Annotated in this window: 13 protein-coding genes; 3 read left to right on the plus strand and 10 right to left on the minus strand. The window is 53.3% G+C overall.

Translation table 11 applies throughout. The features are described from left to right. Positions 1–22: 22 nt before the first annotated feature. The 3 genes from CPA50_RS14470 to CPA50_RS14480 all read left to right on the plus strand — a co-directional run bounded on the left by CPA50_RS14470 (position 23) and on the right by CPA50_RS14480 (position 3,085). Positions 23–694 (plus strand): TetR/AcrR family transcriptional regulator, encoded by a 672-nt coding sequence (locus CPA50_RS14470; protein WP_227519666.1) that lies wholly within the window; start codon positions 23–25, stop codon positions 692–694. Beyond that, positions 691–2,316 carry a phytoene desaturase family protein gene (locus tag CPA50_RS14475; RefSeq protein ID WP_096783242.1) on the plus strand — a complete coding sequence of 542 codons (1,626 nt, stop codon included), beginning with the start codon at positions 691–693 and terminating at the stop codon, positions 2,314–2,316. The genes CPA50_RS14470 and CPA50_RS14475 overlap by 4 nt, the downstream gene beginning before the upstream one ends. A 79-nt stretch (positions 2,317–2,395) precedes the next feature. Next, positions 2,396–3,085, plus strand: a complete 690-nt coding sequence (locus tag CPA50_RS14480; RefSeq protein ID WP_096783243.1) for an aspartate/glutamate racemase family protein — start codon at positions 2,396–2,398, stop codon at positions 3,083–3,085. 60 nt (positions 3,086–3,145) lie between these two features. On the opposite strand, the gene CPA50_RS14485 is transcribed toward CPA50_RS14480, so the two are convergent. From CPA50_RS14485 to CPA50_RS14530, 10 genes are all read right to left on the minus strand, one after another. Next, positions 3,146–4,762, minus strand: a complete 1,617-nt coding sequence (locus tag CPA50_RS14485; RefSeq protein WP_143750752.1) for a DUF4124 domain-containing protein — start codon at positions 4,760–4,762, stop codon at positions 3,146–3,148. 141 nt (positions 4,763–4,903) lie between these two features. Continuing rightward, a complete protein-coding gene (locus tag CPA50_RS14490) occupies positions 4,904–6,340 on the minus strand; it encodes a DHA2 family efflux MFS transporter permease subunit (RefSeq protein WP_096783539.1) in 1,437 nt (478 codons plus the stop codon). A 56-nt stretch (positions 6,341–6,396) separates the two neighbouring features. Then, positions 6,397–7,539, minus strand: a complete 1,143-nt coding sequence (locus CPA50_RS14495) for an HlyD family secretion protein (protein WP_096783245.1) — start codon at positions 7,537–7,539, stop codon at positions 6,397–6,399. Positions 7,540–7,739: 200 nt separating this feature from the next. After that, positions 7,740–8,735 (minus strand): branched-chain amino acid ABC transporter permease, encoded by a 996-nt coding sequence (locus tag CPA50_RS14500; protein ID WP_096783246.1) that lies wholly within the window; start codon positions 8,733–8,735, stop codon positions 7,740–7,742. A gap of 2 nt (positions 8,736–8,737) precedes the next feature. Continuing rightward, on the minus strand, positions 8,738–9,625 hold the full coding sequence (locus tag CPA50_RS14505) for a branched-chain amino acid ABC transporter permease (RefSeq protein ID WP_096783247.1): 888 nt from the start codon (positions 9,623–9,625) through the stop codon (positions 8,738–8,740). Between the two features lie 113 nt (positions 9,626–9,738). After that, on the minus strand, positions 9,739–10,953 hold the full coding sequence (locus CPA50_RS14510) for an ABC transporter substrate-binding protein (RefSeq protein WP_096783248.1): 1,215 nt from the start codon (positions 10,951–10,953) through the stop codon (positions 9,739–9,741). An 80-nt stretch (positions 10,954–11,033) separates the two neighbouring features. Beyond that, on the minus strand, positions 11,034–11,756 hold the full coding sequence (locus CPA50_RS14515) for an ABC transporter ATP-binding protein (protein WP_096783249.1): 723 nt from the start codon (positions 11,754–11,756) through the stop codon (positions 11,034–11,036). Next, positions 11,753–12,553: an ABC transporter ATP-binding protein gene (locus CPA50_RS14520; protein ID WP_096783250.1), complete on the minus strand. Its 801-nt coding sequence runs from the start codon at positions 12,551–12,553 to the stop codon at positions 11,753–11,755. The genes CPA50_RS14515 and CPA50_RS14520 overlap by 4 nt, the downstream gene beginning before the upstream one ends. A 78-nt stretch (positions 12,554–12,631) precedes the next feature. After that, positions 12,632–13,060 carry a PaaI family thioesterase gene (locus CPA50_RS14525; protein WP_096783251.1) on the minus strand — a complete coding sequence of 143 codons (429 nt, stop codon included), beginning with the start codon at positions 13,058–13,060 and terminating at the stop codon, positions 12,632–12,634. After that, positions 13,057–14,706, minus strand: coding sequence for an AMP-binding protein (locus CPA50_RS14530; protein WP_096783252.1), 1,650 nt, complete (start codon positions 14,704–14,706; stop codon positions 13,057–13,059). Before CPA50_RS14530 ends, CPA50_RS14525 begins: the two co-directional genes overlap by 4 nt. Positions 14,707–14,711 lie beyond the last annotated feature (5 nt).

The raw sequence follows: 14,711 nt of genomic DNA on the forward strand, positions 1-14,711 counted from the left end.
AGCACAACTTCGTGATGTTATCATGGTTAACATTGTTACCGCCGATAACATCAAGCGAGCCAAGACACCCATGGCAAAACCGGCCTACCATCATGGCGACCTGCCTCTGCAGGTTCAGCATCTGGCACTCGACACACTCAGGTCGCAAGGAGACGCCTCCATCAGCCTGCGCGCCCTTGCCAAGCAGTTAGGTGTCAGCGCACCGGCGTTATACCGGCATTTTTCAGATCGCGACACACTACTGGCTGAACTGGCCATCGGCGGGTTTGAAGCCCTGCGCGAACGGCTCCAGGCCGTAGATCAGGAGGCCCCGCGCAAGGCCTTGATCGAGATTGGACGGGTGTACGTCAATTTCGCTCAGGATGAGCCCAACCTCTACCGCCTGATGTTCGGCGGCCGTGTTCTGCCCAAAGGCGCGCATCCCCGGCTGGATGCCGCCGGGAAAAGCGCGTTCCAGATTCTCGAAAACACCGTGGCCCGCGCCAGGCAGCTTGGGTATCTCAAGGCTTCCCCTGTTTCGCTTATCACAGCAGCAGCCTGGTCTCTGGTACACGGGCTGTCACAACTCACCATCGACGGCCATTTGCCCGCGGCAAAGACCGACCCCATGTTGACCGAAGGCGTACTCGGCTTATTACTGGACGGCTCCCGGTCTGATCACCAACAACAATCACAACAGGATTTGATCTTATGAGCAGCCCCAAACCGAGTACCCTCCGTATTGGCCGTCGCTATCGCGCCAACCGGCTTAACGGCCCTTATGATGCCATTATCATTGGCTCCGGCATTGGCGGCCTCACTGCTGCCGCCTGCATGAGCAAGATGGGCAAAAAGGTTCTGGTGCTTGAACAGCACTACACTGCAGGCGGCTTCACCCACAGCTACGACCGTAACGGCTATGAGTGGGACGTAGGTGTGCATTACATCGGCGACATGGGCTCCGACCAGACAATGGGCAAGCGCCTGTTTGACCACATTACCGATGGCCAGTTGCACTGGGCGCCCCTGGATGCCCATTACGACCGTATTTTCCTGGGCGACAAACAGGTAGATCTGGTCGCCGGCCCGAAGGCCTTCCGTGCGGAACTGGTGAAAACCTTCCCGGAAGAAGAACAGGCCATAGACACATACCTGGATTACCTGCGCCAGGTAGCCAAGGCCATGCCGGGAATTGTTCTGGGCAAGGTTCTGCCGGATGTGGCTGCCGGCCCGCTGAGTATGCTCACCAAACGCCGTGCCCCGGATTTCCTGAACAAGCCGACCCGCGAGGTGCTCGAAGGCATTACCAGCAATCAGGAACTGATTGCTGTGCTTACCGGCCAGTGGGGAGATAACGGCCTGCCGCCGGCTGAGTCCAGTTTCATCATTCACTCACTGATTGCCCGCCATTACCTCCACGGTGGTTACTACCCTATCGGTGGTGCTTCAGAAATGGCCAAGACCATCATCCCGGTAGTACAGAAAAGCGGTGGCGAAGTTTTTACCTACGCCGACGTAACCGGCATTCTGATCGAGAAAGGCAAAGCCGTGGGCGTTCGCATGGCAGACGGCGCAGAGATTCGTTCTCCACTGGTCATCAGCAACGCCGGCGTGTTCAATACCTTTAACAAACTGCTACCCAAAGAGGCACCGGACTGGGACTACTACCAGGACAAGCTGACGACCGTGAAGCGCTCCATGGCCAGCAATTGCCTGTATATCGGCCTGCAGGATACTGCTGAGAACCTCGGGCTGCCAAAAACCAACTACTGGATCTACCCCGGCGCAGATTACGAAAAACAGGTTAAGGACTTCATGGCCAACCCGGAAGCCAATGACATACCTCTGACCTATATTTCGTTCCCCTCCGCCAAAGACCCCAGCTTTGCCGAGCGCTACCCTGGCCGCGCCACCATCGAGATCGTGGCACCCGGCCCATTTGAATGGTATGAAAACTGGGCCGACAAAACCTGGGGCAAACGAGGTGAAGATTACGAGGCAAAAAAAGAAGAATACGCCCAGCGCCTGCTGAAAAAGCTATACGAGAAGTTTCCGCACCTTGAAGGCAAAGTAGACTATTACGAGTTATCTACTCCACTTTCCACGGATTACTTCTGCCGCTACAGCGAAGGGGAAATCTACGGTCTGGACCACACCCCTGACCGCTTCGAGCTGGACTGGCTGAAACCCAAAACCCGCATTCCCGGTCTTTACCTTACCGGCCAGGACATCATGACCTGTGGCGTAGTTGGAGCAATGCTCGGTGGCCTGCTGACAACGATTGCGGTGAGCGGTTTCAAGGGGCTTCCGCTTGCGAAGAAGATGTTTGTAGGCTAATAAACAAACGTAATGCCGGCGGTGCTGCAGAAAAGCAGATGCCGGAATCCTTACAGACCTATTGCGCAACCGGGGCCTTATGAAAACCATAGGTTTAATCGGCGGCATGAGTTGGGAATCTACCCAGACTTATTATCGCCTGATCAACCAGCAAGTTCGGGAACGCCTTGGCGGGCTTCACTCGGCCAGGATCCTGCTCTACAGCTTAGACTTTGCCGAGATTGAAGCTCTCCAGCACAAGGGGGACTGGAACGGAACGGCGGAAATACTGACATCGGCGGCGCAATCCATTAAGGCAGGTGGAGCCGATTTCCTCCTTATCTGCACCAACACCATGCACAAGGTTGCACCACAAATCGAGCAGGCTACGGCCATGCCTCTGCTTCACATCGCCGATGCGACCGCCAGGGTGTTGATCGAAGACGGGATAACCTCGGTAGGGTTACTTGGCACCCGGTTCACTATGGAACAGGCTTTCTATCGGGAGCGCCTGGAGGAAAAGGGAATCACTGTTTTCGTTCCCGATGATAATGAACGGGAATCTGTACACAGGATCATCTACGAAGAGTTGTGCCACGGCATTATCAATTCCGGGTCGAAATCTACTTATCTGGATATCGTAGATTCACTGGCCGCACGCGGAGCTCAGGCCGTCATTCTTGGATGTACCGAGATCGGATTACTGATCCAGAACTCTGATTCGCAGGTTGCGCTGTACGACACAACAGAAATTCATGCAGCGCAAGCCGTCGAACTGGCACTCAGATAGCCAGCTATGGTTACCCGCTGTATGGGTACAGAGAAAATGTCACACGACATGTGCATGCTTTCAGCCAGAGCTCAGTGCCTGAAGCTGCTTATAAGCCTTCGCTGCGCCCTTGGTACCAAGTTCTGCCGCACGTTTTGCATCTTTTTTTGCAGCGGCAAAATCCTGAAGATGATAGTGGGTTCCGGAGCGTTCAAGATATGCCCTGCCATCATCAGGATTGTATGACAGGTAGCGCGCCCAGTACTCCAGGATGTCCTGAGTTTTACCCATCTTGAACAGTGCGTAATCCACGGCCTTATAATAATCAAAGGTTGCAGGGCTCAAGCTTATCGCCTTATCAAGAGCATCCCTGGCCTCCGCAAACTTCTTGTTCGCGATTAATTGCTTGGCAAAATTAAATAGAGAAGCGGGATCCTGTGTATCAACTTCAGAACTGACGGGTGTGTTCGGTTCAAAAAATTCTGAATCAGGATGACGAGCGATAGCCAACAAACTCTGCCGCAGTCGCTCTGTCGGTTCATGGTCAGGATCCAGAGCGCTCGCACGCTCAACATCTTTGAATGCCTGATCATAATGTTTCAGTCCGGCATATATGCGAGCACGAGTAAGAAAATAGCTACTGTTATCTTCCTCCTGGTCAATGGCCGTGTTTGCATCCTTGAGGGCTCGTTCAAGGTTATTCAGGCGTCGGTAGGTTTTTGCACGCAAATGAAAAGTCCGCGCATCGCTACCCCGCTCTATCGCAACATCCAGCAACTCCAGGGCTTTCTCATACTCTCCATTGATATAGGACATGCGCCCCGCTTCATAAGCCGTATATTCAAGCAGCCGCCTGATATTCGGATTCCGGTTAGCCTGGGCCTGAGCGCCCTGAGCAAAGCCCAGCATTGAGATCACTGAGCCCCCCCACTTTGGATCCAGAGTCTCAAGATAGAATTTACGCGCAATATAGTTAGCCGGGTACCGATCATTTGCAACCTCAAGTGCCTCCTGCGCCACTATGTACTGCCCTGTAGCTTTAGCCGCATTGATCTGTAAACAATAGGCCCAAAGCGCCTGAGGCTCCAGAGACAGCCCAAGCTCGACATCCGAGTTCGCAAGAGCCAGCCAATGCTTCATGCTGTCAATATTTTCTTGAGGTGTTTTGTCAATATAGGCACCGCCCCTGGCGTCCCAGGCACGGGAAATCCGATAACTTGCACGCGCGAGATAGGATGTATAGGTGTCAGGAAAAAGGGCCACCCAGTCATCGAATATTGTCTCCCAGTGACTCTCGCTCAGCCAGAACGCCCTGTACGCAGCCTGCAACTCAACGTCCTGACTGATATCGCTCTGGACAGTAACCTGCAGCCTTGAAAGCAGGTCGTTAAGCTGGCTGAAGTTCCGGGCTTCGAGCATACGCCTTATCTTCAGAGACTCGCTTGAACCAGGATGATTATAGTTCACCCGAGTCACGACTGTGCCTGGCTGCGTGGTTTCCGCAAGAGAGGGGCGGTTCCGGGGAGCTTGAGTCGGTTTTGCAGACTCCATCTTCTTCAATGAAGATACATTCTTTTGCGGTGGCCTGTCGCTGAAATGACGCTGGCCAGACTCATCAACCCATTGGTATACCTGCGCCTGGGCGAGCGAAGACACAGCAAGCATAAACAACAGACTGCAATGTAAAATATTAGGCACGAACACTCCTTGTCAGTTTCTTCCCCCAGACCCTTAATTGCCCCATGGGGTTATCGGTACCAGACTAACGCGTAAGCAGCAAAATCCAGTGGTACACGGTCACATATTGGTAAGGTGACCCGTCCCTGACCTTTACCTGCCTCACTGCTTCCGGAAAAGCAGCAATAAGGGTATTGCCAGCAGTGTCATCCACGCCATGAGCTGAAAATCGTTAAGGTAACCGATAGCAGCGGCCTGACGACTTAATTCTCCATTGAGAATGGCAAGCGCCTGGTCCGTTGAGCCAAGGCTACCGCCCTCCTCAAGCAGCCGCTGAACCGGATCACGATAGGGAGAGAGCTGCTCACCCAGCACCGCATGATTGGTCTGGGTACTGCGGACAGCGAGTGCAACCATCACCGAGATACCAATGCTGCTACCAATATTCCTGATCAGGCTGAACATAGACGTTCCTTCGGTACGGTAACCTGTTGCCAGTGTGGAAAAGGTGATAGTGCTCAGTGGCACAAACACCAGCCCCAGACCAACCCCCTGAATCAGGCCAGTCCTGACTAGAGCCCAAGGGCTGATATCCAGATTGAACTGCGCCATCTGGAACAGAGAGAAGGACATCAGAATAAGGCCGATGCCTATCAGAAACCTGGCATCCACGACATTGAGCAGGCGGCCAACAACAATCATGGCGAGCATACTGCCGACGCCACGGGGAGCCAGCACCTGGCCGGTGGTAATCACCGGAAAGCCCATAAGGTTCTGGAGAAATGGCGGCAGCAGCGCCAGAGTAGCCAGCAGAACCACGCCAACAATAAATATAAATACCAGACCCAGAATCAGGTTTCGGTCTTTGAACAAGCCCGGCTCCAGAAAGGGTTCCTTTGCGGTCATCATGTGTGCGATGAACATATACAGACACAAGGCTGAAATCAGCGATTCAATGATGATTTCCATGGAGGAGAACCAATCCAGACTCTGACCACGATCCAGCATCAACTGCAGAGAGCCGATGGCCAGGGACAGCAACGCAAACCCATACAGATCGAAGCGCCGAGGTTCCTTTTCGGTTTCTTTCACAAACATGAGAATGCCCAGGAGAGCAAGAACACCGAATGGCAGGTTAATCAGGAATACCCAGCGCCAGTTGTAATATTCAGTAAGGTAACCACCCAGCGTCGGGCCAAGAATAGGGCCGACCATAACACCGACTCCCCACATAGCCATGGCGGAGCCATGCTTCTCCTTCGGGTAGGTATCCAGCAGCACCGACTGGGACAGCGGAACCAGTCCTGCGCCAAACACGCCCTGCAATACCCGGAACAGCACCATTTCTTCCAGTGAGGTGGCAATACCGCATAGCATTGACGTTACGGTGAAGCCGATAACAGCGGTCACGAACAGCCTTTTACGGCCCATACGGGCAGCCAGAAAACCGGTCATGGGCGTCATGATCGCAGCCGCAACAATATACGATGTCAGCACCCAGGCAATCTGCTCTGAGGTAGCCGACATACTCCCCTGCATATGGGGTAAGGCGACATTTGCAATGGTGGTATCAACTGCCTGCATAATTGTTGCAAGCATAATAGATACGGTGATCAACCCCCTGTTCGCAGTACCCGAACCAATTGTCTGGCCGCTCACTCAGCCTCTCCGGCCAGTTCAGGCGCGGCGTCGGATCCAAACACTCGCTGGATCCAGGACGTGACCGGTTGTATGAAGGCGGGGCCACGGGTTTGGGGGCCGGTATCGACAGAAACCGTCACACTCATTCCTGAAACCAGACCAGGCGCATCCGGCGTGTTTTCCAGCTCGACTCTCACAGGAATTCGCTGCACAACCTTCACCCAGTTGCCGGTCGCGTTCTGTGCTGGCAAAACGGAAAACTCGGAACCAGCTGCACCGGCAATACTTCCAACACGCCCTTGCCACGTATAATCCGGATAAGCGTCTACGCTTACCTCAACCTTCTGGCCCGGCTGAACATGGGTTAGCTGTGTTTCTTTCAGGTTGGCCTCCACCCATATACCCGAAACGGATACCAGGCTCATAGCTGCGCGATTGGGATCCGCATACTGGCCTTCTACCGGTATCTTTGAAGCGATGCCGTCGAAACGCGCCAATACCCGAGTATCATCAAGATCCTTTCGGGCCGTATCGAGTGCTGACTGGGCCTCGCGATAGAGTGGATGCTTCTCGACCGCAATATCCGGATCGCCGATCAAACCAGCCTTAATGCGCTCAAGGCCCGTCTGTACCTGCTGAATCTGTTGCCCTGCCAGTTCCATTTTGTGGTGATAGCTGTCCAGCACCGATTCGGAAACCGCACGCTTTTTCGCTAACTCCCTTTGCCGCTCATATTCACGCTGCGCAAACGCGTGATTATTCATGGCCACCGCAAGTTCCTGCTGCTTTTCCCGGTAACTGGCTTTCATGGCTTCAATCTCGGCTTGCACTTCTTCCCGCCCGGATTGCGCTTTCTGGAGGGCAATTCGATAACGCAAGGGATCTATCTCAAACAACAGCTCCCCTCTTTTCACACTCTGATTTTCTTTAACTCCAACATTGATAACCGTGCCGGACACCTCAGGAACCACAGAGATCATGTCAGCGCGCACATAAGCATTTTCAGTTTCTATATAACGGCCGCCAAGGAGGTAGAAAATAACAGCTGCCAGAATCACTGCGAGAGGGATAACGGTGAGCAGCACGAACCTTCTGCTGACACGCCCTGATTCGTTAGAAATAAACTTTCCGGATAGTCTTTCTGAGTTATTGCGCATCGTATCCCGGTTCCTGAAAGTGTAAAGCATGGCTCAGCCAGCATATTTATAAGCTAGAGCATTATAAGCATGCTTACATTTTATGAGAAGAATCCAGGCAGATAAAAAAAGATGCCGGCTCAAAGGCTCTTGAGCGGCGGCCAGACATAAAAAAAGGGCCACTCATGAAAGTGGCCCTTTACCTGCCGAAGCTTCCGGCGCTAACCCATATTTTTCCTCACAAACCGCTGAACCTCGCCCACAATACCGCTACGGAAGGCCAGCACTGTCAGCACAAAGATACCACCGAGAATCGGGTCTACCCAGTCCCGGAGCGGGCCTTGTGCGAGCTGGTACTCGATATTGACCACAAACATTGCACCTATAACCGGCCCCAGCAATGTGCCCATGCCACCCACGAGGGTCATGAGGATGACCTCTCCGGACATATGCCAGTGCGCATCGTTCAGGGACGCCAGCTGGAACACCACGGACTTCATGGAGCCAGCAAGTCCGGCAAGTGCAGCGGAAATCACAAATGCCAGAATCTTGTATCGATCCACTTTGTAGCCCAGAGATACTGCTCGGGGCTCATTCTGTTTAATGGCTTTCAACACCTGGCCATAAGGACTGCTTACAATGCGCTGAACCAGCAGGTAGCAGCCGAGGAAGACCGCCAGCACGAAGTAATACATATTCAGGTTGTCTTCAAGATTGATCAACCCGAACAGCTCACCCCGTGGAACGCCATGCATACCATCCTCTCCGCCGGTAAATGACGACTGCACAAAGAAGAAGAACACCAGTTGGGCAAGAGCCAGGGTAACCATGGCAAAGTAGATGCCCTGGCGACGGATAGACAGCAGAGCAAAGCCCAGTCCAAGCACCGTGGACACCAATGTTCCCGCAATGATGCCCATCTCCGTGGTAAGACCACTGAAATTACTGAGCAGGTAACCGGTGGTATAACCGCCCGTCGCCAGAAATGCTGCGTGCCCGAAAGAGAGCAAACCAGTGAATCCGAACAACAGGTTGAAGGCTACCGCAAACAGCGCGAAGCAAAGGATTTTCATCAGGAACACCGGATACATCACAAACGGTGCCAGCAGCAGAAGTACGAGCAGAACCCCGTTGAGCATCAGCTTTCTGCGATCCTCAGTTTTTTGCTGCTCAAGGATGGTTTTATGGATATCAGACTGAATATCGATCTGGCTCATGGTTATGCCTCCTTACCAAACAGGCCATTGGGCCGGATCATCAGCACGATCACCATGACCAGGAAGATTACAGCAGAGGACGCTGGCGGGTAGAACGTCTTTGTAAGACCTTCCACAATACCCATCAGAATACCGGTAATAATGGCGCCACCTATGGAACCCATGCCTCCGATAACTACCACAGCAAAGACCACGATGAGTATGTGCGATCCCATTACCGGGGTTACCGAGTAGATGGGTGCAGCGAGCACCCCCGCAAACGCAGCCAGCATGACGCCAAACCCGTATGTCAGGCTTACAAGTAAAGGCACGTTGATACCAAAGCCCTGCATGAGCTGGGAATCTTCCGTACCTGCACGCAGGTAAGCGCCCAACTTGGTTTTCTCAATCATGAACCAGGTGCCAAAGCACACAACAAGGGCAGCCACAATTACCCAGGCCCGGTAGTAAGGCATGAACATAAACCCGAGGTTTACGCCGCCTTTGAACATATCAGGCATTGCATAGCGCAGGCCTGATACACCATAAATGTTGGTGAGAATGCCCTGCATGATCAGCGCGACACCGAAAGTCAGGAGCAGGCTGTAAATATGGTCCTGCCCGGCAATACGGCGGAGCAGAAAATACTCGACAAGCACCCCGACAATGCCAACCAGCAAGGGTGCCAGGAAAAGCGCCACCCAGTAGTTCACACCCAATGTGTCGAACAGAATGACCGTGGCCATGGCACCCAGCATATACATGGCGCCATGGGCAAAGTTGATAATTTTAAGAAGACCGAAAATAACGGCCAGGCCAAGGCTCAAAAGCGCGTAGAAGGCGCCGTTGATAATCCCGATCAGAAGCTGGCCAGACAGCACCGCCATGGGCACGCCGAAAATCATGGACATGTTGCTAACTCCAGAAGCAGCACAGACGTTGAATCAATTTTTATTTTTGCGTAATGCCTTGAGTAGTGCCTTGAGCCCCCCGGCAAACGCCGGAGAGCTCATTTGCCTACACTTTATTTACTGGTGACCAGCTTGCACTTGCTGTCTGAAAGCGGACGAAACGCCTCATCAGCCGGAATGGTGCGCAGGATTTTGTAAAGATCCCATTCGCCGGTGGATTCTTCCGGGGTTTTGACCTGCGCCAGGAACATGTCGTGCACCATACGGCCATCTTCACGAACACGGCCATTTTTGGTGAACATGTCGTTGATAGGCGTATCCATCATCTGTTTACGCACAACCTGGGAATCATCAGAGCCCGTCGCTTTAATAGCATTCAGATACTGAACCGCACTGGAGTAGATACCCGCGTGAACCATGGTTGGTCTTGCACCGGTTTCTTCCATGAAACGGTCAGCCCATTCACGGGCCTCATCGTTCATATCCCAGTACCAGCCAGTAGTCAGCTGGATACCCTGAGCAGTTTCAGCGCCCAGAGCATGGACATCACTCAGGAACAGCAGCAATGCCGCCAGCGTCTGGCCTGATTGTGTCAATCCGAATTCCGCAGCTGTTGTAATGGCGTTTGTGGTGTCTGCACCGGCGTTTGCCAAAGCGACAACATCTGCACCGGAAGCCTGCGCCTGCAGAATAAATGAGGAGAAGTCCGGAGTCGGGAACGGATGGCGGATGCTGCCGATGATTTCCCCGCCATTGGACTCAACCATGCGGGTTACGTCTGCCTCCAGTGAGTGCCCGAACGCATAATCAGCCGTCAGGACGTACCAGGTTTTACCGCCTTCCTTGACTATCGCAGTAGGGGTACCGACAGAGAGTGGATAGGTGTCGTAAGTATAGTGAATATGGTTCGGAGTACAGTGCTCGTTGGTAATACTTGATGCGGCAGAGCCGTTAACCAAAGCAAACTTGTTATGTTCTTCAATGACTTTGGTTGCTGCGATAGTTACAGAGGATGCAACAAGGCCAGCTACCATATCGACGTTATCGTTTTCCAGCCAGCGCCGCACAGTGCTGGAAGCCACATCCGGGCTGTTACGGTCATCGGCCGTGACGATTTCAATTTTTGCTCCGTTGACCGTTCCACCAACATCGGCCACTGCCATTTCCAGAGCCTTGAGGCCATTGGGGCCAGCCAGGTCACGATAGGTGCCGGACATATCGGCCAGGTAGCCAATCTTGACCGTGTTATTGGATATTTCCGCTTGGGCGCCACCCACCATCAAGGCTGATGCAACAGCTGAAGTCAGAAGCTTTTTCATCATTGTCATTATTGTATCTCCGCTACTGTTTTGCGTTGGTTCGGTTTTTTATTGCTCTTGTTTTACTTTACACGTACGCCTATCAGGGCTCAGACACCCAAATAGCCATCCAGTACTGACTGCTTCGCATGCAGCTCGCCGGCACTGACCTCTTCCACTATCTGTCCATGCTCTACCACGTAGTGTCGGTCGGCCAATGGCGCTGCAAAGTGGAAATTCTGCTCTACCAGAATGATGGTAAGCCCTTTGTTTTTAAGGGCCACCAGGACCTCGCCCAGTTTTTCAACAATAACCGGCGCAAGCCCCTCTGTAATTTCGTCCAGCAACAGCATATTGGCTCCGGTACGAAGGATGCGCGCCAGCGCCAGCATCTGCTGCTCTCCACCTGAGAGTTTGGTGCCCTGGCTGAAACGACGTTCGTAGAGGTTAGGGAACATGCTGTAAATCTCTTCCAGGCTCATACCTCCGCTGCGCACTACTGGCGGTAAAGTGAGGTTTTCCTGAACACTGAGAGACGCAAAAATGCCACGATGCTCAGGGCAATACCCGACACCCAGCCTTGCAATATTGTGCGGGGCACAAGACATGGTCTCTTCCCCGTTAATCATGATGGAGCCGGTGCGACGGCCAACCATATTCATGATTGCCTTGAGCGTGGTGCTTCTCCCGGCACCGTTACGGCCGAGAAGCGTAACCAGCTCGCCCCGGTTAACGACCATTTCAATACCATGCAGAATATGGGATTCACCGTAAAACGCATGCAGCCCGGAAATGCGTAGCTGCTCGTACTCCTTTGCCGCATTCTGGTTCATTGCGCAGCCTCCGATTCAGTTTCGGTTGAAGCTCCGCGTTCACCACTGGAACCGGTTCCCATATAAACCTCGCGGACGCGGGGGTCGGCAGAAACGGCTTCATAGTCGCCTTCCGTAAGTACGGAACCCTGAGCCAGCACCGTTATACGGTCGCACAGTTTCGACACCACACTCAGGTTGTGTTCAACCATCAGAACAGTCCGGCCTTCAGCCGCCTTGCGCACCAGCTCCACAACGCGATCAACGTCTTCCGTGCCCATGCCCTGGGTAGGCTCATCGAGCAGCAGAATTTCCGGCTCCATGGCCAGGGTCGTCGCCAGCTCAAGAGCCCGTTTACGGCCATAGGCCAGCTCGACAGTGGTGGTATTCGCAAATTCAGTCAGACCCACAGATTCCAGAAGCTCCATGGCACGACCGTTAAGCCTGTTCAGAGATGTGCCGGATTTCCAGAAGCTGAACGAACTGCCTTCAAAGCTCTGCAGCGCCACACGAATATTTTCCAGTGCCGTCATATGGGGAAAGACAGCGGAAATCTGAAATGAACGAACCATACCTTTACGGGCAATGGCCGCGGATTTAAGAGGCGTAATATCTTCGCCTTTGAAGAGAATCTGTCCGCGTGTCGGGATGAGGAATTTAGTGAGCAGGTTGAACACTGTGGTTTTACCTGCACCGTTGGGACCGATCAGAGCATGTATATGGCCTTTCTGAATCTGAAGATTCACGTCGTCAACCGCTACAAAGCCCTTGAACTCTTTAACAAGGTTCCGGGTCTCCAGCACGTACTGGTCACTCATGAGCCAATCTACCTTTTGTTATTGTTGTACGTTTGTACTTATCCTACAGATTAGATTGACGTATACGTAAACGTCAATCTAATTCTCATGTTTTTTTGGCGGTATCGAATATGTCATCGTGGAATGCGCTACAGGCTCCTCTTCTCCCCCCTCGGAGTAGACAAAAACTTCGCCAACCCCCATGGTGCGCCCAACTTTAAGCATGGTCGCTTTCGCCCAGAGGGGCTTATGAGCGGCAGGCTTGCGCAGAAAGTTAATATTCAGGTTTGTGGTAACCGCCAGTGGCACCAGCCCGATTTTGCTTAACAGCGCAGCGTAAAGGGCTACGTCTGCAAGCCCCATCATTGCCGGCCCAGATACGGTCCCGCCCGGCCTGAGGTGCCCGTCATCCACATCCAGGCTCATTTCGGCCCAACCATCACCCAGCTTCCTCAGGCTGCCATAGGCGGCACCCTGGGGAAACTGCTCCTTAAGGAAGCTGTCCAGCTCCTCAAAAGTAATTTTCATGAACCAGGTTCCTCCTGGGCACGGTTACGCAACACAAAACGCTGAATCTTGCCACTGGGCGTTTTCGGAAGCTCTTCCACGAATTCAATTTCCCGAGGAAATGCATGCGTAGAAAGGCGCCGGCGTACCAGTTCCTGCAGTTCATCCCGCAAAGTCTGATCATCCGCCGGCTGCTGATCCCCTTTAATGACAACATAGGCTTTAATGATGGAGCCACGCTTTTCATCCGGCTTGGCAACGACTCCGGACTCTGCCACAGCAGCGTGCTCCAGCAGTGTACTTTCCACATCGGCAGGACCAACCCGGTAACCGGCAGTGGTGATAATATCGTCATCACGACCGCTGAATGAGAAACTACCGTCACCATGGCAGATCGCCATATCACCAGTAAGGTAATAGCCTTTCACGAACGGGTCTTTTTCTCCCCAGGTGTAGCCGTCAAAATGAAACAGCGGCGATGCTTCGACATCTACAGCAATCTGCCCGACCTCACCCTCACCCACTTCCTCATTTTTTTCGTTAAGGGCAACAACCCTGTGACCTGGTGATGAGTAGCCCATGGAGCCCTGGCGAACAGGATGCGCAAGGGCGTGGAAGTTGCAGCAGGTCATACCGGTTTCTGTCTGCCCGTAGTGATCCATAACCGGGCAGAAATGACGGTTCCTGATCCAGTTAACCACTTCCGGGTTCAGGGGCTCGCCGGCACTGCTGGCAACGCGAAGCCCGAGGTTTTCGCCTTCCGGAAGTACGTGATCATTGGCTTTAAGCAGGCGGTAGGCAGTGGGCGCTGCCGCAAGATTGGTAATCTTGTACTTGCGGATCATGTCGTAGGTAGATTCGGGCGTAAACGCGCCCGGATTGAAGTGGGTCGCGTGCCCCATCAACAGCGGACCCACCACCGCATAATAAAGGCCGTATGCCCAGCCAGGATCAGCAACGTTCCAGAAAGTATCGTCATCACGCAGGTCGATGGCGTACTTCATGTATACATAGAAAGCCATCAATGCACGCGCCGGCACGGCAACACCTTTTGACTTGCCGACGGTACCTGAGGTGAACATCTGCAGGAACGGATCGGTGCCCTTGATCATGACAGGCTCAAAATCAGCACTCTGGCCGTCCAGAGTACTCCGGAAATCCGGGATAGCTGCCCCGGTTTTTTCAGCATCAACACAAAGAACTGGCGGACAATCTTTTACATCTGTGAGCTTGGGGTAGTTCACCGGATCTGTAACGACCAGTTTTGTCCCTGCGCGCTCGAGGCGGTATTCAATAGCACCGGAACCAAATGCAGTAAACAGGGGCTGATAAACCGCACCGGCACGCAGAGCGCCAGCGATAACAATGAGCAGTTCGGGACCTCTGGGCAGCAGACCCGCAACCCTGTCGCCTTTACCAATTCCCAGCGATGTCAGGTAGTTGGCAAATCGCGCGGATTGCTCTTTCAACTCGGCAAAGGTGAGTACGCCATCACCGCCGCCATCTTTTTCGTAGTAAAGGGCGACTTTCTTCGGGTCGGTCGCCCACTTGTCACAAATCTCATGGCAGACATTCAACCCACCATCCAGACTTCCGTCCAGAATGTCCGCCTCGAGAGCGGCGGGATCGAAGTTGTTATAGACGTCTGCGTATTCCGGAAGGCTCATGATCA

The organism is Marinobacter sp. ANT_B65, from assembly GCF_002407605.1.
Lineage (GTDB): Bacteria > Pseudomonadota > Gammaproteobacteria > Pseudomonadales > Oleiphilaceae > Marinobacter.